Raw genomic sequence first — 22,991 nt, 5'->3', positions numbered from 1 at the left:
CGTCCGACGCGGCTCCCGGGGCGGCCTGTGCCCGCGGCGGCAGGAACGCGGGGCGGGTGGGGGAGGGCTTTGGGGCACCGCGTACGCTTAGGCAAGCCTTAGCTAAGTGATGCGGGGAAGGGTTCATGTCAGGAGTCGCAAGGCGCCGCTTCGGGTGGCTGACCGCCACCCTTCTCCTGTTGTTGCTGGCGGTGCTGCTCAGTCTCGCGGTGGGCAGTCGCGCGGTCGCACCCTCCGTGGTCTGGGATGCCCTGCTGCACGGCGGGACCAGCACCGACGCGCAGGTCGTACGGTCGTTGCGAGTGCCACGGACGGTCATCGGGGTGATGGTCGGGGCCGCGCTCGCTGTCGCCGGCACGGTTCTGCAGGGGATTACCCGGAACTCCATCGCGGAGCCCGGCATCCTGGGTATCAGCCAGGGGGCGTCGATGGGCGTCGTCTGTGCCATCGCCTTTCTCGGGGTGCACAGTCTGCGGGGGTACGTCTGGTACGCGTTCGTGGGCGCGGGCGTTGCGGCGGTCCTGATCTACGCCGTCGCCAGCAGAGGACGAGGTGGGGCCTCGCCCGTCAAGCTGGCGCTGGCGGGTGCCGCGATGAACGCGTTTCTCGCCGCGCTGATCTCGGCCGTTCTCACCACCAACGCACGTGCCCTGGACGAGTTCCGGTTCTGGGACGTCGGTTCGATCAGCGGCCGGGACGCCACGATCGCCGGGCAGGTCTGGCCGTTCCTCCTCGCCGGCCTGCTGCTGGTGCTGGCCATGGCGCGCGGCCTCGACGCGCTCGCGCTCGGCGACGACATCGCCCGGGGCCTCGGTCGCAACGTCGCGCTGCTGCGAGCGACCGGCGCTCTGGGCGCGACGGTCCTGACCGGCGCCGCCGTCGCCGCGGCCGGCCCCATCGCCTTCATCGGTCTCGCCGTGCCGCACATGGCCCGTGCCCTCGTCGGGCCGGGCCATCGCTGGCTGTTGCCGGTGGCCGCGCTGCTCGGGCCGGTGATGCTGCTGCTGGCGGACGTTCTGGGACGGGTCGTGGTGCGGCCCGCGGAGGTGCCCGTGGCCGTGATGACCGCGCTGGCCGGTGTGCCGTTTCTGGTCGTGCTGGTCCGACGGAAGGCGGTGGCGGCATGACGAGGAACGGCCAGGAGGTGCGCGCGACGCGCCCGGAGCAGGTACGGCGCGCGGGGTGGGGTGGACACAACGCCGTCGGCGCCACCGGAGGCGGGCGTCCGCGTGGCCGGCCCGTCGGGCATGCCGTGCTCCGGGCCGGGCAGGGCAGCTTCCTGGTGCACCGCAGGTCCCTGGTGGTGGGGGCCGTCCTCACCGCGCTGCTCGCGGTTGCCGTGGTGGCGTCGCTGTGTGTCGGTGAGTCATTCGTCGCCCCGAGCGAGGTGGTTCGCGTCCTCCTGGGACTGCCCAGCCCCGACCGACTGGTGGTCGGCACGCTGCGGCTGCCACGTCTGGTGACCGGGCTGCTGGTGGGCATCGCCTTCGGCCTGTCAGGCGCGCTGATCCAGACCATGGCCCGCAACCCGCTCGCCAGTCCGGACGTCATCGGCGTCACGCACGGCGCGGGTGCGGCGACGGTCGCCGCGATGACGTTCGGTCTCACCTCGTACGCCGTTCTGCCCTATGTGTCCGTGGCCGGTGGTCTGCTCGCCGCGCTGCTCGTCTATCTGTTCGCCTGGCGGGGCGGGTTGGCCGCCTCCCGTTTCGTCCTGATCGGCATCGGCATCTCGGTGGCGCTCGGTTCGCTGACCCGACTGCTGGTGACCAAGGGCGACTATCTGGTCGCCCAGCAGGCCAAGACCTGGCTCACCGGGTCGCTCAACGGCCGCGGTTACGACCAGGCCGCACCGCTTGCGACGGTCCTGGTGCTGCTGGTGCCGTTCCTGCTGTGGGCGGCCCGCGCGCAGCGTGGCTCAGCCTTCGACGACGACACGGCCGTCGCCCTCGGTATCCGGCTCGGCCGGGTCCGGGTCGGGCTCAGTGTCCTCGGCGTCGTGCTGGCGTCCGTCGCGACCGGGGCGGCGGGCCCTGTCGACTTCGTGGCCCTGCTCGCCCCGCAGATCGCCCGCCGCCTCACCCGTGCCCCGCACATTCCGCTGGTGTGTTCCGCGCTGATGGGCGCGCTGATCGTGGTCGTCGGGGATCTGCTGGCCCGCAGGCTCCTCTCGCCGCTGGAGCTTCCGGTCGGCGTGTTCACCGCCCTGGTGGGTGCCCCCTGCCTGATGTGGCTGATCGTCCGTACCCGTAGCAGCCGTTCCGGAGGAACCGCGTGACCGGCAACCATCCAACCGCCCCGGGGCCTTCCCGTCTCGCCGCACGGGGTCTCACCCTCGCCTATGAGGACCGTACGGTCGTCGAGGAGCTGGACCTGGACGTCCCGGACGGCAAGGTCACCGTCATCGTGGGCCCCAACGCCTGTGGCAAGTCCACCCTGTTGCGCGCCCTGGGCCGATTGCTGAAGCCGCGGCGCGGGGCCGTCCTGCTGGATGGGGCCGAACTGGCCCGCCTGTCCACCAAAAGGATCGCCCAGACGATCGGGCTGCTGCCGCAGACCCCGGTGCCGCCGGAGGGGATCACGGTCGGGGATCTGATCGCGCGCGGGCGCCAGCCGCACCAGAAGTGGTGGCAGCAGTGGTCCGAGACGGATGAGACGTCCGTTTCGGAGGCGATGGAACGCACCGGGACCGCCGATCTCGCCGAGCGCCCGGTCGACGAACTGTCGGGCGGGCAGCGCCAGCGGGTGTGGATCGCCATGGCGCTCGCCCAGGACACCGATCTGCTGCTGCTCGACGAGCCGACGACGTATCTGGACATCGCCCACCAGGTGGACGTCCTGGACCTGGTACGCCAACTCAACCGGGAACGCGGCCGGACGGTGGTCGCGGTCCTGCACGACCTGAACCAGGCGGCGCGTTACGCCGACCATCTGATAGCCATGCGGGCGGGGAGGATTGTCGCGCAGGGGTCGCCCGGCGACATCGTCACCGCCGAACTGGTGCAGGAGGTGTTCGGGCTCGCGTCGGTCGTCGTGCCGGACCCGGTCACGGGCGGCCCCATGGTGGTACCCGGCCCGTTGCGTTCGCCGGACGGCACGGGCGCGGGTGAGGAGGTGAGCGGGGACGTGACCGCCCCGGCGGCGCGGGAGGCCGCCCGATGACCCGGGGACTGCCGACTGCCCGACAGGAACGAGCTGTTGCGGCGACATGTGACCGGAAGCACACACTCCGAATGCGTCAGGGACATGTGGCTTTAATAAGGTAAACCTTACCTAACTTGCGTGGGTTTCCTGGGCTCCTGCCCTCGGTGTTGCCCGCGTTTCCTTGGTCCTCTCACGACGGGAGTCCTCCCTCATGTCTGTCGGACGCCGCGGCACCGCCGCCGCAGCCCTCACTCTCGCCGCCGCATTCGCCTTGACGGCCTGCGGCGGCTCCTCCACCGGTGGCGAGGGTACGAGCGGCAAACCCTCGGCCGAGGCCGGGGCGGGCGGCAAGAAGTCCGTCGCCCAGGGCGGGGAGGGCTTCGGGGACGCGGCGAAGAAAACTGCCGCGATGGGCACCGACGCGGCGCCGGGCGAGTGGCCCCGCACCGTCACCCACGCCATGGGCAAGACCGAACTGAGGGCCCAGCCCAAGCGCGTGGTGGTCCTCGATGTCGGTGAACTCGACAACGTCGTGTCCCTGGGTATCAAGCCGGTCGGTCTCGCGCCCACCGAGGGATCCCCCGAACTTCCGTCGTACCTGAAGAAGGACGCGGGCACCCCGAAGAACGTCGGCACGATCAACAACCTCAACCTGGAGGCGATCGCCGCGCTCAAGCCCGACCTCATCCTCGGCAGCCAGCTCCGCGCCGCTGACAAGTACGACGAGCTGTCACAGATCGCGCCGACCGTCTTCTCCATCCGCCCCGGCTTCACCTGGAAGGAGAACTACTTGCTCAACGCCGCCGCTCTCGACAAGACGGAGCAGGCGAAGCAGAAGCTCGCGACCTATGAGGAGAGGGCAAGGGACCTCAGTAAGAAGCTCGGCGCCGACAAACCGACCGTATCGATGGTCCGTTACCTGCCCGACGGCGTCATCCGCCTGTACGCCAACGCCTCGTTCATCGGCACGATCCTGAAGGACGCCGGTGTCCCTCGGCCGAAGAACCAGGACGTCGACGACCTTGCCGCCGAGGTCAGCGCCGAGAACATCGACCAAGCGGACGCCGACTACGTTTTCACCGGCGTCTACGGGGATCCGAAGGCCACCGACAAGTCCAAGGCGCAGAACAACCCGCTCTGGAAGAACCTCGGCGCCGTCAAGGCGGGGCACGCTTACGACGTCCCGGACGAGACCTGGTACCTCGGCCTCGGCGTGACGGCCGCCGAGGAAGTGCTCGCAGACCTGGAAGAGCACCTCACCAAGTAGGCCCCGGCGAGGAGGCACGCCTGATGAGGGTGCCTCCCGGCCCGGCCACGAGCGGGTGTCGACAGACCGGGGCGCGTCAGCGCGCCCCGGTCCCCCCACAAGTGCCAACCGGCTGCGTGAACGGGCGTCGCGACAGGGCAGACGTTGCCGGTTGGGGTACTAGCATCGACCGCCATGCTGACAAACGAACAGGTAGTCGGGCGAGCTCTGGATCGGATCGGGGCAGGGTATGTCTTTCCTGAGAAGGTCGTGGACATCGACGCCGCGATACGGCGCCGCCTCGCGGCAGGCGAGTACGACGGCCTGGACGGGCCGGCCCTCTGTGAGACGGTGACCACCCACCTTCAGCAGGTGTGCCCGGACAAGCATCTGCGGCTGCTCTGGACGGAGCGGCCGCAGTCGCTGGAGCCGGAGGACGAGGACAAGGGGCGGGCCGCGTTTCTCGCGCTGCTCAGAGCGGAGAACCAGGGTATTCGCCGTGTCGAGCACCTGGACGGGAACATCGGGCTCATCGACATCCGGCACATAGCCTCCGCCGACGAGGGTGGCGCTGCTATCGGCGCGGCTATGCAACTGGCCGCGCACAGCTCCGCGCTCGTCCTGGACCTCCGAGAATGCCGCGGTGGGGCACCGGAAGGAGCCGCGATGTGGTGCAGCTACTTCTTCCATGACGACCAGGTGCACCTCAACGACATCTACGAGCGGACCACCGGCGTCACACGGCAGTTCTGGACCATCGCGCATCTGCCCGCACCGCGCTACGCTGACCGGCCCGTCTATGTGCTCACCAGTGCGATCACGTTCTCGGGGGGCGAGGACGTGGCGTACACCCTTCAGGCGCACGGCCGAGCTGTCCTCGTCGGCGAGACGACACGTGGCGGCGCGCACCCGACGGATCGCCATGTGGTCACCGAACACATCCTCGTGACCGTGCCGACCGCGCGGACGGTCAACAGCGTCACCGGCACCAACTGGGAAGGCGTCGGAGTGGTCCCCGACGTACCCGTCCCGGCGGACCAGGCACTTGACACAGCACTCAAGGCCGCACGGACACGTCTGGGCACGTAGGCGCACGCCGTACGCGACGAGACAGCGCACGGATCGTCAACGACCGTTGGTCACTGATCCGTAGGCCGAGAGTCAGCCGGCATTGGCGCGCTGTTCGAGTCCCTCGGCAAGGTCATCCATGAGCGGCGCCGGCCGGTGCACGTCGATGCGTGCGCCGGCCCCTTTGCTTCAGTGGCCGGTGCTCTGCTCAGCCCGCATCATTCGCCGTGAAGATCACTTCAGTCGTGTCGACGGTCGACCCACGGCGCCCGGGTGCGCTCTGCCACTTCCAGTAGAGGTTGGTGTGCGCGATCACCTGCTGCGGGGTCGGCGCGCCGTAGTCGGTGCGGTCCTCCGTCGTGTGCGCGTCGCCGACCAGGGTCACGTCGTACCCGCGTACCAAGGCGCCGTGGAGGGTCGAGCGGATGCACGCGTCGGTCTGGGCGCCTGTGACGACGAGGCTGCCGACCCCAAGCTCGGCGAGTACCTCCTCCAACTCCGTGTCCTCGAACGAGTCGCCGTAGAGCTTGTGGACGAGGGGTTCCGCGTCGCGGCGCACCAGTTCCGGCACGTACTGCCACTCCTCGGTGCCCTGCTTGAGCCCGTCGTCGGAATGCTGCACCCAGACCACCGGCACGTCCTCCGTACGAGCCTTGTCGATCAGGGTGTTGATGTTCGCGATCACGCCGTCGCGGTTGGGGGCGCCCGCCACCACCCCGTTCTGGACGTCGATGACGAGCAGCGCGGTGTTCGGCCGATCGGGCAGGGTCGTCATGGGAACTCCTGTTTCTCGCTGCGGAATCTGTGTGGCTCCACCTTAGGCGGGGCCACTGACAGCGGCCTGCCTCTCGCGGTCCGGTCTCAGCGCAGCAGGTCGGCCAGGCGCCGCCAAGCTGCGCGTGGCAGGGAGTCGCGTGATTGGTCGTCGACCAGCTGGAGGGCCACGTGGTCCGCACCAGCCGCACGGAAGGCCTCTATCCGTTCTCGGATCCGGTCGTCGTCGCCCCAGGCGAACAACGCGTCGACCAGGCGGTCGCTGCCACCGTCCATGAAGTCGTCGTCAGTGAAGCCGAACTGTCGAAGCGATTTCGTGTAGTTGGGCAGTCCCAGGTAGAGGGCAAGACTGTTGCGGGCTTTGGTCCGGGCGCTGTCCGGATCCGTGTCCAGCACGCTCCAGATGCCGTACCGTCCGACAGCCTCTTTCACGGGACCTCCGCGGTCCGCGCGCGCTTCATCACCCATCGGGTCCGATCCCTCCGTATCTCGCCTGCCTATGCGTCGCATGACTGGCATAGATCACGGCAAAGCCCAACAGGCGCTGGGTACGGTGTATTCCACGCCGAACTGTGCTCCTCGATGAGTTGCGCACCGAGCGACGCGGTAGCGGGAACCGCGCCCGATCGGTCTGCGTTCACCAACGCCTTTGAAGACGAAGCTACTTCGCCGGTCCTGATTCTGAATTCTGATTGTCCGCAGCTTCCGAGCGGATGAAGCCCTGTCGTCTGGCGGCTCGTGCTGCTCGATCGGTTGGCGGCAGTCCATGGGCGGCGGGCATGACGACGGCGATGGAGCGCAAGCGCCCCGACAGCGCCCAACCTCGCTTCGTTTGTGAGCACTTGATATCCCGTACGGATTCGAGACGTAAAAGAGGCGCAGCGTTCGCCCGTCGCGTCGGAGTGGCCGAGGCGGGGCCGTTCCGCCGTCTGTGGGAGGCCGGCTCCTTGTGGCGCGCCTCCTGCCACCGTCCGGCTGCAAGAGGTAAGGGCCACGTCGGCGGCTGGGTGCCCGGCGCTTCCGGCGTCGCCGAGCGGCCTCCCACGCCATGGACTCCGGCATCCCGACAGTGGCACTCGGGCGCTAGTCCGCACGGGCCGGGTGACAGGGCGTCAACCACGAAGTTAGGCCAATCGGATTGTTCCTCATATTTTCGGTATGTCGGATATGACACGTGTTGAGATCATCTGTACGTTCAATCTCGCATCGGCTTACAGCCGACGTCTCTCAGACAGGAGAAGTGACATGGCAACGCGTTCCACCGCTGTTACTGCCGCAATCGCGGCTGCCGCGGCGCTGGCGGCCACGGGCATCACCTACGCCTCCGCGGCCTCCGAGCCGGCTCAGGCGGCTCCGGTCGCCCAGCAGGCCATCGCCGCCCCCGCCTCCGCCCTCCAGGGTGGCGGCGAATCCGGAAAGGGTTACGAGGGCAAGGGCAATGAGGGCCGCGAGCACGAGGAGGAGGGCCAGGAGCACGAGAAGCGGCACCACTTCATCGGCAAGATCCGCGTCAACGAGCGTGAGTTTCCGGCCATCCCGGACGGCTGCGTCGTCGTGGTCAGCGGCCTCGGCTCCAAGAGCTTCAACGTCATCAACGACAGCAAGAAGACCGTGGAGGTCTTCAGCGGCGCCACCTGCGACAACGGTGCTCCCATCGCCGTCGTCGGCCCCTGGAGCCAGGCGGACGGGCTGCGTCCGCACCACGTCCGGGGTGGTGTGAAGGTCAAGCACGGTGTGGTGGGCAGCTTCCGAGTGATCAAGCGTCACCACGAGGGCAAGGGTGGTGGCGGCGACTTCGACAGGGACTGACCGATCCCACCTGTGAGGTAGAGAACGAGAACCCCGGCCCGCCGGAATCGGGCCGGGGTTCCGGTCTGTCTCCCCGATCGATGCCCCGCACCCCACGCTAAACCTTTACTGAATCCCCCGCGTGTCGAGAGCATACGGAGGGGCGTCTTGAGCTAAGCGCTCTCTGGGTCTGAAGCCTCGGAACGGCTGGTCAGAGGCAGGACGCCGACGAAGCCGTCGAGTAGGGGATCGCGTCTCCTCTCGTTGCCCCGGTCGATGCCAGAGGGGCGTTTGGTCAGGCAACACCTCAGTTCGGAAACTCTTGTGCGCGTTTCGGGAGGCCTGGCGCATGTCTTCGCTCAGCAGCGCGTCACCGGGGGCATGGTGGCCCGGCTGCGGATTGCCGGCGCTGTGTCTCGTGTCGCCCCACCCGCCCTCTCCGGGTATGGGCCGCGCGGCGGTATTCCCGGAAGGCCCCGGTGCGGCTCTCTCACCCATTCGGTGGGATTCACTCGTCTCCAGAGCCACTCCCTGATCGGTCCATCAGTCCTCCCGGACAGCGATGCCGTCAAGAACCTCATCACTCTTCGCGGGGCGCCGGTGACGGGCTGGACCACTCCTCCCCGAAACAGGGCCGGTGAGGGTCTCCCCGACCACCGCCCGTCGGCTGCGCACCACCCTCACTGCTGGTCGGTGCCATCCGATCAGACGTCGTTGACGAGCCTCAGATAGCGCCTCCAGTCCCAGTTCGGCCCCGGATCGGTGTGGTCGGTCCCCGGGACCTCGAAGTGTCCGATGATGTGCGCCCGGTCCTTGGGGATGCCGTGCCTGGTGCAGATCGCCGCCGTGAGCTTGGCGGACTTCGCGTAAAGAGCGTCCGTGAAGTACCCGGGCCGGTCCACCCACCCTTCGTGTTCGATACCGACGCTGCGCGTGTTGTAGTCCCAGTTGCCCGCGTGCCAGGCGATGTCGCGCTCACGGACACACTGTGAGATGTGCCCGTCCGCCGACCTGACGACGTAATGGGCGGACACCCTTTTGCTCGGGTTCGCGAAGGTGCCCAGTGTGCTCGTGTACGACGCCTGCGTCACGTGGATGACGACGAAGTCGATCGGACAGGTCAGGGGCCGCTCGGAGGCTGTGTAATTGGACGGATCCGCTGCCATCCAGTCCGCGTAGCGATGGTCGACGACCCGGGGTCGGGCGTTTGCCGGTGTCGAGGGGAGAAGCGCATAGGGAATCGCGGCGAAAGCCGCGCCCTTCAGTAGCCCACGCCTGCTCGCGAGCGGTCTATCTCGCCGCGAATTGGGGTTTTGCATGGAGAAAGTGCCTTCCATGGAGAAGTTCTGGGTCCTCTGCCTTGTCTGTCGTGTACGCAACGCCTCAACGCGACCGCTGTTGTGCGCAGCTGGGAGTGGATTCCCCGGTGAGTCTCGCGTGCGGGCAGCCACTCTTTGCGGAACTCGGCCACGCAGGTGTAGTTGGTGTGGCAGACGTTGGCCGGTGGTGACTCGACCACTTGGGTGGTGAACTGACAGGCGTCCAGCTCGCTGAATCCGTAATCGCGCACCAGCCACTGCACCAGGTCGCTGTGATACCCGGAAAGCGTCCTCCAGACGGCGCACCGAGCCCGTCGAGATGATGTGCGTGTCGGACTCGACACGCGGCCAGGGTGTGGCGATCCCCTTGAGTAGTTCGACGATCACCACGGTGTTCATCGCGCACTCGACGGCGACTCCGCAGGTCTCGCCCTCACCCTGTCGGGCGTGCCCGTCACCCAGACTGATCAGCCCGCCCTCGACGCCAGCCGACGAGGAAGCCGACGGCCGGATGCAGCCCCTGCGCCGCATAGGTCGCCACCGAGCCCGCGGCCGGTGGTCGCCGCGCCGGTTCGGCCACGCAGGACGCGGTGAACAGACAGGCCACCAGGGCGACGAGCACCGAGAGCGGCATGCTGCCGCCCGCGAACGCCGCGCCCGAGGGAATGGACGCCGCGACCGCTGCGGCCGACGCCATTGCCGTGATGCTCTGGTACAAGACCTCGCGCAGACCGATGGCCTCGCGCCGCAGCCCCAAGCAGTCTCTCCCGCCATGCTTCCCCCCGATGCGACCGCACACAGCCGTGCCCGACGGCTGCGCCACGTGTGCATCACGGTACGGCGCCGGGCGGTTGGGCAGGAGGGGCGCGACGTCCTCGGCGGACAAGGGTGGGACTGTGGACAACTCCGTCACTCGGGCGAGTGGAAGCAGCCCTGGACAGGCGTCATTGAGCGAAGGCGGACGGAGCCCAAGCCGCTACGGCCGCCTCGCCACCGCCGCGGGATCGTCGAGCACCGTCCGCACCACCGAGTGCGCGGCGCCGAGCAGAGGTCCCTCCGGTCCCAGCCGCGAGACGCTCACCGCACAGGCTCGTCCGGCCGACCTCTGTGCCAACTCCCGCTCCAGTGACGGCAGGAGCCAGGGAGCGAGAGCGGCCAACGCGCCGCCGAGTACCACCGCCTGCGGATCCAGCAGATTCACCGCCCCGGTCAATGCGATACCGAGCGCGGCTCCGGCGCCGCGAAGGGCGCGGCGTACCTCCTTGTCGCCCTGTGCGGCGCGCTCGGCCAGCAGCTCGACTCGGTCATTTCCGGGAGGCAGCCCGGCCGCACGCAGCACCGCTTCCACACCGGCGTACTGCTCCAGACAACCGCGCCCGCCGCATGCGCACTCGGGTCCTTCCGGGCGCACCGGCACATGCCCCAGCTCGCCCGCGAATCCGCGCGTCCCGCGCAGCAGCCGCCCGTCCACGACGACCGCGCCACCGATGCCGATCTCCGCCGAGACATGCAGGAAGTCGAGCAGCGTGTCGTCCCCCAGCCAGAGTTCCGCGAGCGAGCCGAAGTTCGCCTCGTTGTCCACGGTCAGCGGCAGCTCGGCAGGCAGGAGTGCGCCGAGGTCGACGTCGTGCCAGCCGAGGTTGGGCGCGCGGACCACGGTGCGGGTGTCATGCGCGACCAGACCGGGCACCGCGACAGCGAGACCCGCCGGCCACAGCCCCTCCGGTTCCGCCTCCGTAATGACCTGCTCTACCAGGGCGGTCAGTTCGGCGAGCACCGGCTGCGGCGGACGGCCGCGGTTCGTGCCGTGCCGCACCGCCCGGGCCCGTACGGCGCCACGCAGATCGACCGCGCACACCGCGAGGTGGTCGACGCCGATCTCCGCGCCGATCCCGGCCGGACCACGTCCGCTGACGGCCAGGGCGGACCCCGGGCGCCCCACCCGGCCGGGACGCTCCGGCCCCAGCTCCTCGAGCAGGCCCGAACGGATCAGTTCATCCACCAGCGTGGAGATCGCCGCCCGGGTCAGCCCGACCCTCGAGGCGACCGCGGCACGCGACAGTGGCCCCTCGGCGTTCACGGTGTGCATGACCCGTGCCAGATTGCGGCGCCGTATGCCCTGCTGGGTGTCGGGCAGCCGACGGCCGGGGCTCGACGGATGGACCTCGTGCAGTGGTGTGGTCATGCTTCCCCCGGATCTCGTCAGCGCCGGTCCGGCTCTCGCTCCAACAGCGGCGCCGCGTCGGAGAGTACCCCGGTGATCCTCGCCAGTGTCGCCTCGTCCCGCTCCACGGCCTCCAGCACCGGCCCGCGAGCAGTGCCCCAGCGCCGGGCGACGGCGGCCGGGTCCTCGCCCGTGAGCAGTCCGGCGGCCTGTGCGGCGGCCCCCAGTGCGACCAGTTCCTTGGCCACCGGCACCTGGACAGCACGCCCCGAAAGCCGTCGCACTGTCTCCTGCCAGGCCCTGCCCTGTGCCCCGCCGCCGATGAGCAGTAGCGGAGCCGTACGGTCCGCGTCCGCGTCGAGCACCAGATCGAGAGCGCCGAGCAGCGCGTGCACCGCCCCGTCGTACGCCGACTGCAGCAGCTGTCCGGCCGTCGTGTCGTGCCGCAGGCCGTGCAGCAGCCCCGAGGCGTGCGGCAGTGCGGGGGTGCGCTCGCCGTCGAGGTAGGGGAGCAGCGTCACGCCGGTGCCCGGTTCGACGGCCTCGCGGTCGAGGCCCAGCAGGGCGGCGATCCGGTCGACGGCGAGCGTGCAGTTCAGGGTGCAGGCCAGCGGCAGCCAGTCGCCGTGGGCGTCCGCGAAGCCCGCCACGGTCCCGGTCGGGTCGGTGGGGCGCCGCTTCGCGACCGCGTACACCGTGCCGGAGGTGCCAAGGCTCAGCACCGGAGCGCTGGGCCTCAGTCCGAGGCCCAGCGCGGCGGCCGCGTTGTCGCCGGTGCCAGGCGCGACCAGGGTGCCCTTGGAGAAGGGGAGGTCATGGGTGTCACGCACGGTGCCGGCCACTTCTCCGGGCCGCACCACACGCGGCAGCAGGGCCGGGTCGAGGCCCACGCGCGCGAGGATCTCCTCGTCGTACGACTCCGTCGCCGACGCCCACCAGCCGGTGCCGGAGGTGTCGCCACGGTCGGTCGTGCCCTGTCCCGTCAGGCGCTCGGTCAGATAGTCGTGGGGCAGCCGCACGGCCGCGGTCGCGCGGACGGCTTCCGGCTCGTTCTCGGCAAGCCAGGCCCACTTCGTCACCGTGAAGGAGGGGCCGGGCACGCTTCCGGTGCGTTCCGCCCAGGCCTTGGGGCCGCCGAGTTCGTCCACCAGGCGGCGGGCCTGCGGTGCCGACCGCACGTCGTTCCACAGCAGGGCGGGGCGCACCGGGTCGCCCTGCGTGTCCAGGGTGACCAGGCCGTGCTGCTGGCCGCCGATCGACACCGCGGCGGCCTCGTGTGCCGCCTCGCCGCACTGGTTCAGGGCATCGCACAGGGCGTCCCACCACTGGCGCGGATCGCTCTCGCGGCCCGCGCCCGAGGAGACGGTGTGCGGCGCCTGGCCGCTCGCCACCACCTCACCGGTCGACGCTTCGACGACCAGGGCCTTGGTGGACTGGGTGGATGAATCCACCCCGACGACGAGTGGACCCCCGGCTGCTGACATTGGGCTCTCCCTTTTCCGCGGCTCGCGATTCTGGCCTGTTGGCGGGTGTGTCCCGGGCCGCCGCGGCCCGGCGCGCACTCATCGGCACCGTACGAAGTCTCCGAATGGGACACGTCGACTCTTCCCAGAGATGCCTCTGCATACTAATTTGTTAAGCGCGCTTACGAAATGGTCTTCAGCGAACAAGGAGCCGCGGCATGAACTATCAGCCAACCCCCGAGGACAGGTTCACCTTCGGCCTGTGGACTGTCGGCTGGCAGGGGAGGGACCCGTTCGGCGACGCCACCCGGCGCGCCCTGGACCCGGTCGAGACGGTGCAGCGCCTTGCCGAACTCGGGGCCCACGGAGTGACCTTCCACGACGACGACCTGATCCCCTTCGGATCCTCGGACAGTGAGCGCGAGGCGCACATCAAGCGCTTCCGGCAGGCCCTCGAAGCGGCTGGGATGACCGTGCCGATGGCCACCACCAACCTCTTCACGCACCCCGTCTTCAAGGACGGCGCCTTCACCGCCAACGACCGGGACGTGCGTCGCTACGCCCTGCGCAAGACCATCCGGAACATCGACCTGGCGGTGGAACTGGGTGCGAAGACGTACGTCGCTTGGGGCGGCCGGGAAGGCGCCGAGTCCGGTGCGGCCAAGGACGTGCGCGTCGCTCTCGACCGCATGAAGGAGGCCTTCGACCTCCTCGGCGAGCACGTCACCTCCCAGGGCTACGACCTGCGCTTCGCCATCGAGCCCAAGCCCAACGAGCCGCGTGGTGACATCCTGCTGCCCACGGTGGGCCATGCCCTGGCCTTCATCGAGCGGCTGGAGCGCCCGGAGCTGTACGGCGTCAACCCCGAGGTGGGGCACGAGCAGATGGCCGGGCTGAACTTCCCGCACAGCATCGCCCAGGCACTATGGGCGGGCAAGCTCTTCCACATCGACCTCAACGGCCAGTCCGGCATCAAGTACGACCAGGACCTGCGCTTCGGGGCGGGTGATCTGCGCGCCGCGTTCTGGCTGGTCGACCTCCTGGAGGGCGCCGGCTACAGCGGACCGCGCCACTTCGACTTCAAGCCGCCGCGGACCGAGGATCTCGACGGCGTCTGGGCATCGGCCGCGGGCTGCATGCGTAACTACCTCATCCTGAAGGAGCGTTCGGCCGCCTTCCGCGCGGACCCGGAGGTCCGGGAGGCCCTACGCGCCTCCCGCCTGGACCAGCTGGCACAGCCGACCGCCGCGGACGGACTTCAGGCCCTGCTCGCGGACCGCAGCGCCTTCGAGGAGTTCGACGTGGAGGCGGCCGCCACACGCGGAATGGCCTTCGAACGCCTGGACCAGCTGGCCATGGACCACCTGCTGGGCGCACGCGGCTGATCGCCGACGGACCTTCGCCGAGGGGCCGGCCACGGCGCGGGTCGGCCTCTGCGCGGAATGCCGGGGGAATCGTGAGCCGCACCAGCGTGAGGGCCCGGTCTCAGGGGCCTATCAGGGTCGTATCAGGGTCACGGCCTGGAACCGCGCGCGGCGCGCACCCGTTCTCACCACAGAGAGCGGCAGTGGCCGCGAAGGAGGCGACACATGTCGAAGAACGCGAAGATCGCCACCGGGGGAGTGGTGGTCGGACTCATCCTGTGGATCTGGCTGCCCTGGTGGGCCGTTCTCCTGATCGTGCTGGGAGTCCCGACGGCCGCGTACCTCACCCTGGATCCGTCGCAGCGGCGCAGGCTGCGCCGGGTGGCGCGCAAGGAGCTCGGCCGCTGAGGAAGGCCGGCCGGTGCGGCCCTTGCGCGCCGGCGTGGCCCCGTCTGTGTGGGGAGCCGATCGCATTGCCGTCTGCGGGCCTGCTGAGGGCATGGTCCGCGGCCGGTTGTTCGCCCTGCTCCGCTCGCGCAGGCGTACGGCATTCGAGTCCGCGGCCATCGCTGGCAGGCATCCGGGCCGGTCGCCGCGCAGGGTGATCGACAGCTTGCCGTCCCGCCTGCGACGACGGCCTGGGCTGGTGCGTTCCCGCGGCCGGCGATGGCCGTCGCTCAGCTTGTCCAGCGCGGTCGACGACCGCAGGGCAGCGCCCTCACGGCTTCACGCCGGGCGCACCGCCACCTTGGCGAGCGCCTCGAGGAGTCCGGGCAACTCCGCGCCCCGCCCCACCGGCAGCACCTCGCCGGGTTTCTCGTCGAGGAGGACGAACGCGATGTCGTCGGTCCTGGCCACCATGGACCAGCCAGGCCCGTCGGCGCGCAGGGTACGCGCCTCGCCGGGCGCGAAGGAGGAGCGGACACGGCCCGGCGGCGGGGGCGTGTCAATATACGCCCGCGCCTCCGTGAGGACGCGGTGCACGGTGCTCCGGACGTTGCTCACGCCCTCGCCCTCCAGGGTCTGCGCGCTCTTCCCGGCCGACGCCCCGCTGTCTGCGGGCGCGAAGTCGGCGTCGTCGATCTGCTCACGCCACTGGGCCCACTGGAGCGCGATCTCGTCCGCTCCCAGGCGCCGTTGCGCGGGACCCCAGGTGTCGGTGTCGGGAGGGGCCAACGGTGCGTGGTCGGTGACTTCGGGCGCGGGATCGTGCGGAGCGGGCACGCCGGGCGCCGCGACAGCCACGGCCAGTGGCCACCCCGGCAGCGCGGTGACGATCGTCCGTTCGTGGGGCGACAGCTCGTGCTCCATCCCGCAGTCCCAGGAGGCGATGGCCACGGCTACCAGCGAGACGTCGTCGGTGACCACCGTCCAGCGCGCACCAGCGCCGTCCTGCCCGAGCACGAGGCCGTAACCGTCGGCCACGGGTGGCAGACCGAGTGCCGCACAGGCCTCCGGATAGTCGTCGCCCAGCACGCTCGGAAACTGCGCGGGCGTCAGCAGAACCGCCGTCAGCAGAAACAGCGCGTCGTCCTCGGCGGTGACGGCGCCTTCGCTCGTCCCGACCATGCCACCCTCCCCCATGCGTTCGCCTGTCGGCGCACCCTAATGCGCCTGTGAGCTGGTTGTCACGAGTGTCACCTGCTCTGCGGTGAACACACTCGGTCGTTCGCGGACGTCCGGCCGGACAGGGGCGGAACGACCGCGCGTGACGCGACGTCGGACGGCGGCCAGGCCGAGTGGCGTGCGGGTGACCGTACGCGGCGACTCGTCGTGCTCCCGCTCGGCCCCTGCTTTGCTTTCCTCGCCGTAGAGTTGCATGTCCAGTGGTAGGAGGGGGACGGGTACGGTGAAGCGCTTCGAGCGACTCGAGCAGATGCGGCGCATGGACCCCGAGAGGGACGCCGCTGAGATCTACCGGCTCAGCACCGCCTACGAATTCCCCTGGGACTACACCCGTGCCCTTGAGCTGGCCCTCTACCGCACGTACGCGGTCCCGGCCATCGGCCGGCTGCTCGCCGAGACCGCGGAGCTCACGGACCGTACGCAGAAACGCTACGACGACACCGCGCTGCTCCTCGACACGGTCGTCGAGCACGGCTTCGACAGCGACGAGGGGCGCACCGCGATCCGCCGCATCAATCAGATGCACCGCAGCTACGACATCAGCAACGACGACATGAGGTACGTGCTCTGCACCTTCGTGGTCGTGCCCAGGCGGTGGATCGACGCCTACGGATGGCGCAGGCTGTCCCGGCACGAGATCGTCGCCTCCGTCGTGCACTACCGCACCCTGGGGCGGCACATGGGCATCAAGGACATCCCCGGGACGTATGAGGAGTTCGAGGCGTACCTCGACGCCTACGAGGAAACCCACTTCGCATGGGACCCGGAAGCCCGTCGCGTGTCCGACGCGACCCTGGACCTGATGGCCTCCTGGTATCCGCGCCCGCTCGCACCCCTCCTGCGACTCTCGACGCGTTCCCTGCTCGACGCCCCGTTGCTGAAGGCCTTCCGGTACGAGCAGCCGAGCTCCGCCACGCGCGCGTTGGTGCGCCGTGCGGTCCGCGCCCGTGGTCGTCTCGTCCGCCTCATGCCCCCGCGCCGCGCCCCGCACTTCGCACGCCAGAACTGGGAGATCAAGAGCTATCCGAACGGCTATCGCATCGCCGGCCTGGGTACCCGTCCGGTCCCCGGCGTCAAGGGTTGCCCCGTTCGCCGGGCGGGGACCTCACCGGCCGCTGCCGTCGAGTGAGTCGAGCGTCGACCGCAGCCAGGTCAACTCCGCCCGGCTCGTGGCCCGCGAGATCGTGAGGATGCCGCGCCGGAAAGGGTCGTCCAGCTCTTCGGCGCGCAGCGGGCGGTCGCCCTCGTAGAAGAAGCTGGCGGGTTCCTGGAGGAAGGCGAGCCGTCGGTGAAGGACCGAGGCTTGCGCCGCCGGGTCCTCCAGATGCCTGAGGAAGGCGAGCACCGTGAACCAGCGGTTCTCGTCGGTGATGTCGCGCTGCGCCGGTTCCGCGACTCTGCGGCGCAGCTCCTGCCTGCCCTCCTCGGTGAGGGTGAGGACATGGCGAGGGGCCGCCACCGCGCCCGGCTGCGTGGCCCGTGCCAGTAGCCCCGCCTTCTCCAGGCGTTTGATCGCCGGGTACAGCGTGCTCTCCGCGATGGGTCGCACGTGCCCCGTCAAGGCGGTGATGCGTTTACGCAGCTCGTAGCCATGCAGCGGTGCGTCGTACAGGAAACCGAGGATGGCGAGTTCCAGCATGCTCATATTCTGCCGCACTCGCGCTGTACATCGTGATCGTAATACCTCGGGTTCGATGTATGCTTCGACGTGCCCTCGGTGGAGAGCAGCGCGAAGGCGGGAACGTGGAGGAGAGGTCATGAGACAGGCCGAGTTCGACGGCAGCGGAAGCCTGATCCGCTGGACCGAGACGGCAGGCGCGGAACCCGCGCGTGTCTACGTGCACGGGCTCGGTGCGGCTTCGACCGTGTACCACGCACACATCGCGGCGCGGCCCGAACTCGCCCATCGACGCACCCTCTTCGTCGATCTTCCCGGGCACGGCATCAGCGACCGCCCCGCCGACTTCGGCTACACCCTGGAGGACCACGCCGACGCGCTGGCCGCCGCACTGGACGAGGCTGCCGTCACCGGTGCCGAAGTCGTCGCCCACAGCATGGGCGGCTCCGTCGCCATCGTGCTCGCCGACCGGCGGCCCGATCTCGTCTCGCGGCTGGTGCTCATGGAGGCCAACCTCGACCCGAACCCGCCGGTCGGCGCCGGCAGCAGCGGTATCGCGCGGTACACGGAGGACGAGTACGTCGAGCACGGTGGCCACGCGCGCGTACTCGAGAAGGTGGGTCACGCCTGGGCGGCCACCATGCGCCTCGCCGACCCTCTGGCCCTCCACCGCACGGCAACGAGCCTGGTGCGCGGTACGAACCCCACGATGCGCCGCCTGCTGGAGGCGCTGACGGTGGAGCGGGTCTACCTCCAGGGCGAACTGAGCGGTGCACTCGACGGCAGGCAGGGTCTGGAGGCGGCAGGCGTCCGCGTGGTGACCGTGCCAGGCGCGGGACACAACATCATGTTCGACAATCCCGACATCCTTGTGGCCGAGATCGTCGGGCGCGGCTGAGGCTCAGCCCTCGCGGACGGCCAGGGCGAGGAAGCGGGCGTCCTCGTCGACGTACGACGTCATGCGCCACCCGGAACTCCCCAGGAGAGGACCGAGGTTGGTTTCGGCGCGCAGGTCGTCAGGTGTGATCTGGCGTCCCTGACGTGCCGCGAGGGCGGCCCGGCCGATCGGGTGGAAGAGCGCCAGCAGACCGCCGGGCCGCACCACGCGCGCCAACTCCCGCAGATTCTCGGCAGGCTGGGGGAGGTGGGCGATCAGGCCCGCCCCGAACGCCGCGTCGAGGGACGCGGTGCGCAGGGGAAGCGCGGCCACGTCGGCGAGCAGCAACCGGCCGTCGCGGCCCCTTCCCGCCCGTACGGCGGCCTCCAGCATGGCGGGGGTCAGGTCGGCCCCCAGAACCACTCCCGAGGGCCCCACGGCCGCACGCAGCGGCGTGAGGGCCCGACCCGTGCCGCATCCCGCGTCGAGCACGCGGGCGCCGTCGCGCAGCCCGAGCGAGGCGACCGCCGCGGCGTAAGCCGGGCCGTCGTCGGGGAACCGTGTGTCCCACTCGGCTGCGCGCGAGGTGAAGAACTCCTGGACATGTTTGTGGTCGTCGCTCATGTTCCGCATCATTTCTCACCCGGACGAGTGACGCGACGGTGTGCATCTTCGAGCATGACGCGATCGATCCAGGGCCCGTCTGCGTCAGATTTCAACAGCTTTCGAAATGCGCCCCCTTTGCGTGCCCCGACTCGCACTAGCGTCCCCGGGCCATGGGACACCTGGACCATGCCACATTCGGCTGGCTGACCCCCGTGCTGTCGTACGTCATGGCGTGCATAGGCGCCGCCCTCGGGCTGCGCTGCACGGTCCGCGCGCTCGGCGCCACCGGCAGATCGCGCCGCAACTGGCTCCTGACCGCCGCGTCGGCGATCGGCACCGGCATCTGGACCATGCACTTCGTGGCGATGCTCGGCTTCGGAGTCACCGGCACCGAGATCCGCTACGACGTGCCGCTGACCGTCCTCAGCCTGCTCGTCGCCATGCTCGTCGTCGGCATCGGCGTCTTCGCGGTCGGCTACGGTCCAGGCCGCGCCCGGGCGCTGTTCCTCGGCGGACTCACCACCGGCCTCGGCGTCGCCAGCATGCACTACATCGGCATGGCGGCACTGCGGCTGCACGGGGCGGTGCACTACGACCCGGTGCTCGTCGGGCTCTCCGTCCTGATCGCCGTGGTCGCGGCGACGACGGCCCTGTGGGCGGGCCTGAACATCAGGTCGCCCGTCGCTGTCACCCTCGCCTCGCTCGTGATGGGAGCGGCGGTCAGCAGCATGCACTACACCGGGATGTTCGCGGTGAGCGTTCACCTCGCGCCGTCCGGCGCGGCTCTGCCCGGGGCCACGGCGATGCAGTTCATCTTCCCCCTCGCTGTCGGCCTCGGGTCCTATCTCTTCCTCACCTCGGCGTTCGTCGCGCTTTCACCCACCGCCGTCGAACGCGAGGCGTCCGCGTCGGCCCAGCGTCCGATCGAGAACGTCGCCCGCTGACACCGGCTCGTTCCGCACGCCCCGACACTCTCTGAACGAGGAGGCCATGCGTACACCCCGTAGGACGCCCGCGGCTGACGCCGGGTCATCGCCCCGGGTGCGCGGCCGTCGTGCGCACGCCGGTCCGCCGGTCGACGAGCACAACGATCCCGGCGAGAGCCGCGGCGCGAAAACATCCCGCACACCCCCGCGTGCCGGACGGTGGCGTATACGCCCGGACACCGTCCGGGCGAAGGTCGTCTGTCTGCTGATGGTGCCCGTGGTCTCCCTGCTCGCCCTGTGGGCGTACGCGACCGTCAGCATCGCTCAGGACGTGGCCCGGCTGCGACAGCTGCAACGGGTGGACTCCCTCGTCCGTGCCCCGGTCGCCGATGCCGTGACCGCGCTCCAGACCGAGCGCGCGGCCGCCGTGCGCTACGCGACCGACCCCGCCGCCGAACAGCAGGGCGACCTCGAGGTCCTTGCGGGACGCACCGAGAGGGCGGTGGCCAAACTGCGCCTCGGCGACCACAACACCGTCGCGGACGGTGCCGGCCTGCCTGCCGGGGTGGCCGGGCGCCTCGCGGCCTTCGTCACCGGAGCCGAGCGCCTGCGATCCCTGCGCGAGCACGTACTCGCCCATCGGGTCGGGTGGGACGAGACGTACGGGCAGTACACCAGGACCATTACCGCGGCCTTCGGGGTAGGTGGCGCGCTCACCGGCATCCAGGACGCCGACCTCGGCTCCGACACACGCGTGCTGCTCGAGTTCTCCCGCGCGGCGGAGTCGCTCGCGCAGGAGGACACGGTCTTCTCCAGCGCCCGCTTGGCGGGCTCCCTCAGCGGCAAGCGTCTGAGGCTGTTCACCGGCGCTGTCGACACGCGCCGCACCCTGACCGCGTCCGCCGTCGAGGATCTACGCGGTTCCGAACAGGCCTCCTGGCGCCGGCTCGCGGAGGGCGACGCCTACGCTCTCGTCGGCGCCGTCGAGGACAAGGTACTGGCCGGTCGGCCCGGTGCCCCGGCCATCGGCGCGGCCCCCGAAGCAGCCTGGAGTCCTGCACACGCGCGTGTGCAGGACGGTATGCGGAACCTCGAGGCGACAGCCGGCCGTGACGTCGCACGGCGGGCCGACCCGTTCACCCGCGGTCTGCTGACACCCGCCGGTGCCGCCGTCCTTCTGGGCCTCATCGCGGTCGCCGCGTCACTCGTCATCTCCGTACGCATCGGACGGGGACTCGTCGTCGAACTGGTCAGCCTACGCAACACCGCCCTGGAGATCGCCCGTCACAAACTCCCGCAGGCCATGCGCAAACTTCGCGCCGGGGAGGAGATCGACATCCGTGCCGAGGCACCGCCCGGGCCGCCCGCGGAGGACGAGACCGGGCAGGTCGCCGAGGCCCTCGGCACCGTGCACCGCGCCGCCCTGCGCGCCGCCGTGGAACGCGCGGAACTCGCCAGCGGCATCTCCGGTGTCTTCGTCAACCTCGCGCGGCGCAGCCAGGTCCTGGTGCACCGTCAGCTCAACCTGCTCGACAGCATGGAGCGCCGCTCCGACGACCCGAACGAGCTGAGCGACCTCTTCCGGCTCGACCACCTGACCACGCGCATGCGCCGCCACGCCGAGAGCCTCATCATCCTCTCCGGATCCGCGCCCGGCCGCGCCTGGCGCATGCCCGTCTCGCTGACCAACGTCGTGCGTGCCGCCGTGTCCGAAGTCGAGGACTACGAGCGCGTGGAGGTACGACAACTCTCCGAAGCCCTGGTGGTCGGCGCCGCGGTCGCCGACCTCACTCACCTTCTGGCGGAGGTCGTCGAGAACGCCGCCCAGTTCTCGCCGCCCTACACGCGGGTGCGCGTCACCGGCGAGCCCGTCGGCAACGGCTACGCCATCGAGGTCGAGGACCGGGGACTCGGCATGGGTAAGGCCACCCTCGCCGATGCCAACCGGCGCATCGAGCAGTACGAGGCACTCGACCTGCTCGACAGCGACCGGCTCGGCCTCTTCGTGGTCAGTAGGCTCGCCTCCAGGCACGGCATCAAGGTGCATCTGCGCGCCTCCCCCTACGGCGGCACGACCGCCGTCGTCCTCCTGCCGACCGACCTGCTGCACAGTGGCGCGGCGGAGCGTACGCCTCGTACGGCCGACAGCGATTCCCAGGAGGGGCGCGCGTACGCGCGCGTGGCGGCCACCACGGCACACGAGGAGCCTGCCCAGGCCGCGGAACGGCTCGCTCCGGCAGTCTCCGCGCAGGGCGCAGCCGAAGCGCCGGCCGAGAGCCGGCCGCCCCGCGTCACCTCCCTGCGACCGCATCGCCCGTCGGACGCCGCCGAGGGCTCCCACGGCCTCCCACGGCGCGTACGACAGGCGAGTCTCGCCCCTCAACTGCGCGGACAGGCACCTCAAGAGCCCGGGACAAGCGCTCACAACTCCCGTGACGACGAGCGCACCCCCGAACTGGTACGGGACCGCATGGCGGCCTACCGCGACGGCTGGGCACGCGGCGATGGCCGCGCACTCGGTCGTACGGCCAAACCTGTCGGCGACAGCAGCGAAGGAGACTCCGCATGATCCAGAATCCGAGCACAAGGGCCGACGAGCAACCGGGTGAACTCGACTGGTTGCTGGACGACCTGGTGTTGCGTGTGGCAGCCGTGCGGCACGCCGTCGTGCTCTCGAACGACGGGCTCGCGGTCGGCGCCTCCACGGACCTCAGCCGTGAAAACGCGGAACATCTCGCGGCTGTCGCCTCCGGCTTCCACAGCCTCGCCAAGGGCGCGGGCCGGCACTTCGGCGTCGGCGGGGTGCGCCAGACCATGGTGGAGATGGACGACGGCTTCCTGTTCGTGGCGGCTGCCGGCCACGGCTCCTGTCTTGCCGTCCTCACGGCTGTCACGGTCGACATCGGCCTGGTGGCGTACGAGATGGCGCGGTTGGTGAAACGTGTCGGTGAGCACCTCTACGCACCACCCCGTGCGGACGCGGGTCCGTTCGCCGCCGGATGACCAGC

21 protein-coding genes and 2 pseudogenes are annotated in these 22,991 nt (G+C 70.0%); 13 read left to right on the top strand and 10 right to left on the bottom strand.

Going from position 1 to position 22,991, the window contains the following annotated elements; all coding sequences use genetic code 11:
* The first annotated feature begins 125 nt into the window (after positions 1-125).
* From ACWDEX_RS25065 to ACWDEX_RS25045, 5 genes are all read left to right on the top strand, one after another.
* Positions 126-1,127: a FecCD family ABC transporter permease gene (locus ACWDEX_RS25065; protein WP_450466175.1), complete on the top strand. Its 1,002-nt coding sequence runs from the start codon at positions 126-128 to the stop codon at positions 1,125-1,127.
* Complete coding sequence (locus ACWDEX_RS25060; RefSeq protein WP_450466174.1) at positions 1,124-2,278, top strand: FecCD family ABC transporter permease; 1,155 nt, start codon at positions 1,124-1,126, stop codon at positions 2,276-2,278. The genes ACWDEX_RS25065 and ACWDEX_RS25060 overlap by 4 nt, the downstream gene beginning before the upstream one ends.
* The gene (locus ACWDEX_RS25055) at positions 2,275-3,162 is read left to right on the top strand and encodes an ABC transporter ATP-binding protein (RefSeq protein WP_450466172.1); all 888 of its coding nucleotides are present in this window, start codon (positions 2,275-2,277) and stop codon (positions 3,160-3,162) included. Before ACWDEX_RS25060 ends, ACWDEX_RS25055 begins: the two co-directional genes overlap by 4 nt.
* A 193-nt stretch (positions 3,163-3,355) precedes the next feature.
* Positions 3,356-4,411 (top strand): ABC transporter substrate-binding protein, encoded by a 1,056-nt coding sequence (locus ACWDEX_RS25050; protein WP_450466171.1) that lies wholly within the window; start codon positions 3,356-3,358, stop codon positions 4,409-4,411.
* A gap of 174 nt (positions 4,412-4,585) precedes the next feature.
* Positions 4,586-5,479 carry a S41 family peptidase gene (locus ACWDEX_RS25045; protein WP_450466170.1) on the top strand — a complete coding sequence of 298 codons (894 nt, stop codon included), beginning with the start codon at positions 4,586-4,588 and terminating at the stop codon, positions 5,477-5,479.
* Between the two features lie 187 nt (positions 5,480-5,666).
* Here the strand turns inward: ACWDEX_RS25045 and ACWDEX_RS25040 are convergent, their stop codons facing one another.
* Both ACWDEX_RS25040 and ACWDEX_RS25035 read right to left on the bottom strand, forming a co-directional pair.
* Entirely contained in the window at positions 5,667-6,233 is a 567-nt protein-coding gene (locus ACWDEX_RS25040) for a cysteine hydrolase family protein (RefSeq protein WP_450466168.1), read from the bottom strand.
* An 86-nt stretch (positions 6,234-6,319) separates the two neighbouring features.
* Positions 6,320-6,628: pseudogene (locus ACWDEX_RS25035) on the bottom strand (LLM class F420-dependent oxidoreductase); the annotation flags it as partial.
* Between the two features lie 849 nt (positions 6,629-7,477).
* Here ACWDEX_RS25035 and ACWDEX_RS25030 point away from each other — a divergent pair.
* On the top strand, positions 7,478-8,041 hold the full coding sequence (locus ACWDEX_RS25030; RefSeq protein WP_450466166.1) for a hypothetical protein: 564 nt from the start codon (positions 7,478-7,480) through the stop codon (positions 8,039-8,041).
* Positions 8,042-8,724: 683 nt separating this feature from the next.
* On the opposite strand, the gene ACWDEX_RS25025 is transcribed toward ACWDEX_RS25030, so the two are convergent.
* From ACWDEX_RS25025 to xylB, 5 genes and pseudogenes are all read right to left on the bottom strand, one after another.
* Positions 8,725-9,339: an N-acetylmuramoyl-L-alanine amidase gene (locus ACWDEX_RS25025; RefSeq protein WP_450466215.1), complete on the bottom strand. Its 615-nt coding sequence runs from the start codon at positions 9,337-9,339 to the stop codon at positions 8,725-8,727.
* Between the two features lie 62 nt (positions 9,340-9,401).
* Positions 9,402-9,822, bottom strand: a pseudogene (locus ACWDEX_RS25020) (acetamidase/formamidase family protein); the annotation flags it as partial.
* A complete protein-coding gene (locus ACWDEX_RS25015; RefSeq protein ID WP_450466164.1) occupies positions 9,794-10,096 on the bottom strand; it encodes a hypothetical protein in 303 nt (100 codons plus the stop codon). The gene ACWDEX_RS25015 and the pseudogene ACWDEX_RS25020, both read right to left, overlap by 29 nt.
* Positions 10,097-10,315: 219 nt before the next feature.
* Positions 10,316-11,524, bottom strand: a complete 1,209-nt coding sequence (locus tag ACWDEX_RS25010) for an ROK family protein (RefSeq protein ID WP_450466163.1) — start codon at positions 11,522-11,524, stop codon at positions 10,316-10,318.
* A gap of 17 nt (positions 11,525-11,541) precedes the next feature.
* Positions 11,542-12,987 (bottom strand): xylulokinase, encoded by a 1,446-nt coding sequence (xylB, locus tag ACWDEX_RS25005; protein WP_450466162.1) that lies wholly within the window; start codon positions 12,985-12,987, stop codon positions 11,542-11,544.
* Between the two features lie 197 nt (positions 12,988-13,184).
* Between xylB and xylA the strand changes: the two genes are divergently transcribed.
* Positions 13,185-14,351 (top strand): xylose isomerase, encoded by a 1,167-nt coding sequence (gene xylA, locus ACWDEX_RS25000; RefSeq protein ID WP_450466160.1) that lies wholly within the window; start codon positions 13,185-13,187, stop codon positions 14,349-14,351.
* Positions 14,352-14,555: 204 nt separating this feature from the next.
* Positions 14,556-14,738 carry a hypothetical protein gene (locus ACWDEX_RS24995; RefSeq protein ID WP_388381048.1) on the top strand — a complete coding sequence of 61 codons (183 nt, stop codon included), beginning with the start codon at positions 14,556-14,558 and terminating at the stop codon, positions 14,736-14,738.
* A 318-nt stretch (positions 14,739-15,056) separates the two neighbouring features.
* On the opposite strand, the gene ACWDEX_RS24990 is transcribed toward ACWDEX_RS24995, so the two are convergent.
* Positions 15,057-15,899 carry a hypothetical protein gene (locus ACWDEX_RS24990; protein WP_450466159.1) on the bottom strand — a complete coding sequence of 281 codons (843 nt, stop codon included), beginning with the start codon at positions 15,897-15,899 and terminating at the stop codon, positions 15,057-15,059.
* 280 nt (positions 15,900-16,179) lie between these two features.
* Between ACWDEX_RS24990 and ACWDEX_RS24985 the strand changes: the two genes are divergently transcribed.
* On the top strand, positions 16,180-17,085 hold the full coding sequence (locus ACWDEX_RS24985) for an oxygenase MpaB family protein (RefSeq protein WP_450466157.1): 906 nt from the start codon (positions 16,180-16,182) through the stop codon (positions 17,083-17,085).
* Here ACWDEX_RS24985 and ACWDEX_RS24980 read toward each other — a convergent pair.
* Positions 17,062-17,595, bottom strand: coding sequence for a PadR family transcriptional regulator (locus tag ACWDEX_RS24980; RefSeq protein WP_450466156.1), 534 nt, complete (start codon positions 17,593-17,595; stop codon positions 17,062-17,064). The genes ACWDEX_RS24985 and ACWDEX_RS24980 overlap by 24 nt on opposite strands.
* A gap of 118 nt (positions 17,596-17,713) precedes the next feature.
* Here ACWDEX_RS24980 and ACWDEX_RS24975 point away from each other — a divergent pair, with 118 nt between their 5' ends.
* Complete coding sequence (locus ACWDEX_RS24975; RefSeq protein ID WP_450466154.1) at positions 17,714-18,472, top strand: alpha/beta fold hydrolase; 759 nt, start codon at positions 17,714-17,716, stop codon at positions 18,470-18,472.
* Positions 18,473-18,475: 3 nt separating this feature from the next.
* On the opposite strand, the gene ACWDEX_RS24970 is transcribed toward ACWDEX_RS24975, so the two are convergent.
* Positions 18,476-19,075, bottom strand: coding sequence for a class I SAM-dependent methyltransferase (locus ACWDEX_RS24970; protein ID WP_450466153.1), 600 nt, complete (start codon positions 19,073-19,075; stop codon positions 18,476-18,478).
* Between the two features lie 152 nt (positions 19,076-19,227).
* Here ACWDEX_RS24970 and ACWDEX_RS24965 point away from each other — a divergent pair, with 152 nt between their 5' ends.
* From ACWDEX_RS24965 to ACWDEX_RS24955, 3 genes are read left to right on the top strand one after another with little or no spacing between them, the layout of a single operon-like run.
* On the top strand, positions 19,228-20,001 hold the full coding sequence (locus tag ACWDEX_RS24965) for an MHYT domain-containing protein (RefSeq protein WP_450466152.1): 774 nt from the start codon (positions 19,228-19,230) through the stop codon (positions 19,999-20,001).
* Positions 20,002-20,047: 46 nt separating this feature from the next.
* Positions 20,048-22,552: a nitrate- and nitrite sensing domain-containing protein gene (locus tag ACWDEX_RS24960; protein ID WP_450466150.1), complete on the top strand. Its 2,505-nt coding sequence runs from the start codon at positions 20,048-20,050 to the stop codon at positions 22,550-22,552.
* Positions 22,549-22,986, top strand: coding sequence for a roadblock/LC7 domain-containing protein (locus ACWDEX_RS24955; RefSeq protein WP_450466149.1), 438 nt, complete (start codon positions 22,549-22,551; stop codon positions 22,984-22,986). The genes ACWDEX_RS24960 and ACWDEX_RS24955 overlap by 4 nt, the downstream gene beginning before the upstream one ends.
* Positions 22,987-22,991: the final 5 nt, after the last annotated feature.

The sequence above is a fragment of the Streptomyces sp. NPDC001020 genome (assembly GCF_053599115.1).
This window is presented reverse-complemented; position numbering and strand designations above follow the sequence as displayed.

What these genes read in the sequence shown, in the direction of transcription:
- ACWDEX_RS25045 (WP_450466170.1), top strand. Translation starts at nt 4,586, where the DNA reads ATGCTGACAAACGAACAGGTAGTCGGGCGAGCTCTGGATCGGATCGGG.
- ACWDEX_RS25060 (WP_450466174.1), top strand. Translation starts at nt 1,124, where the DNA reads ATGACGAGGAACGGCCAGGAGGTGCGCGCGACGCGCCCGGAGCAGGTA.
- ACWDEX_RS25010 (WP_450466163.1), bottom strand. Translation starts at nt 11,524, where the DNA reads ATGACCACACCACTGCACGAGGTCCATCCGTCGAGCCCCGGCCGTCGG.
- ACWDEX_RS24960 (WP_450466150.1), top strand. Translation starts at nt 20,048, where the DNA reads ATGCGTACACCCCGTAGGACGCCCGCGGCTGACGCCGGGTCATCGCCC.
- xylA (WP_450466160.1), top strand. Translation starts at nt 13,185, where the DNA reads ATGAACTATCAGCCAACCCCCGAGGACAGGTTCACCTTCGGCCTGTGG.
- ACWDEX_RS24975 (WP_450466154.1), top strand. Translation starts at nt 17,714, where the DNA reads ATGAGACAGGCCGAGTTCGACGGCAGCGGAAGCCTGATCCGCTGGACC.
- ACWDEX_RS24965 (WP_450466152.1), top strand. Translation starts at nt 19,228, where the DNA reads ATGGGACACCTGGACCATGCCACATTCGGCTGGCTGACCCCCGTGCTG.
- ACWDEX_RS25025 (WP_450466215.1), bottom strand. Translation starts at nt 9,339, where the DNA reads ATGCAAAACCCCAATTCGCGGCGAGATAGACCGCTCGCGAGCAGGCGT.
- ACWDEX_RS25065 (WP_450466175.1), top strand. Translation starts at nt 126, where the DNA reads ATGTCAGGAGTCGCAAGGCGCCGCTTCGGGTGGCTGACCGCCACCCTT.
- ACWDEX_RS24995 (WP_388381048.1), top strand. Translation starts at nt 14,556, where the DNA reads ATGTCGAAGAACGCGAAGATCGCCACCGGGGGAGTGGTGGTCGGACTC.
- ACWDEX_RS24980 (WP_450466156.1), bottom strand. Translation starts at nt 17,595, where the DNA reads ATGCTGGAACTCGCCATCCTCGGTTTCCTGTACGACGCACCGCTGCAT.
- ACWDEX_RS25030 (WP_450466166.1), top strand. Translation starts at nt 7,478, where the DNA reads ATGGCAACGCGTTCCACCGCTGTTACTGCCGCAATCGCGGCTGCCGCG.
- ACWDEX_RS24970 (WP_450466153.1), bottom strand. Translation starts at nt 19,075, where the DNA reads ATGAGCGACGACCACAAACATGTCCAGGAGTTCTTCACCTCGCGCGCA.
- ACWDEX_RS24990 (WP_450466159.1), bottom strand. Translation starts at nt 15,899, where the DNA reads ATGGTCGGGACGAGCGAAGGCGCCGTCACCGCCGAGGACGACGCGCTG.
- xylB (WP_450466162.1), bottom strand. Translation starts at nt 12,987, where the DNA reads ATGTCAGCAGCCGGGGGTCCACTCGTCGTCGGGGTGGATTCATCCACC.
- ACWDEX_RS25040 (WP_450466168.1), bottom strand. Translation starts at nt 6,233, where the DNA reads ATGACGACCCTGCCCGATCGGCCGAACACCGCGCTGCTCGTCATCGAC.
- ACWDEX_RS25050 (WP_450466171.1), top strand. Translation starts at nt 3,356, where the DNA reads ATGTCTGTCGGACGCCGCGGCACCGCCGCCGCAGCCCTCACTCTCGCC.
- ACWDEX_RS24955 (WP_450466149.1), top strand. Translation starts at nt 22,549, where the DNA reads ATGATCCAGAATCCGAGCACAAGGGCCGACGAGCAACCGGGTGAACTC.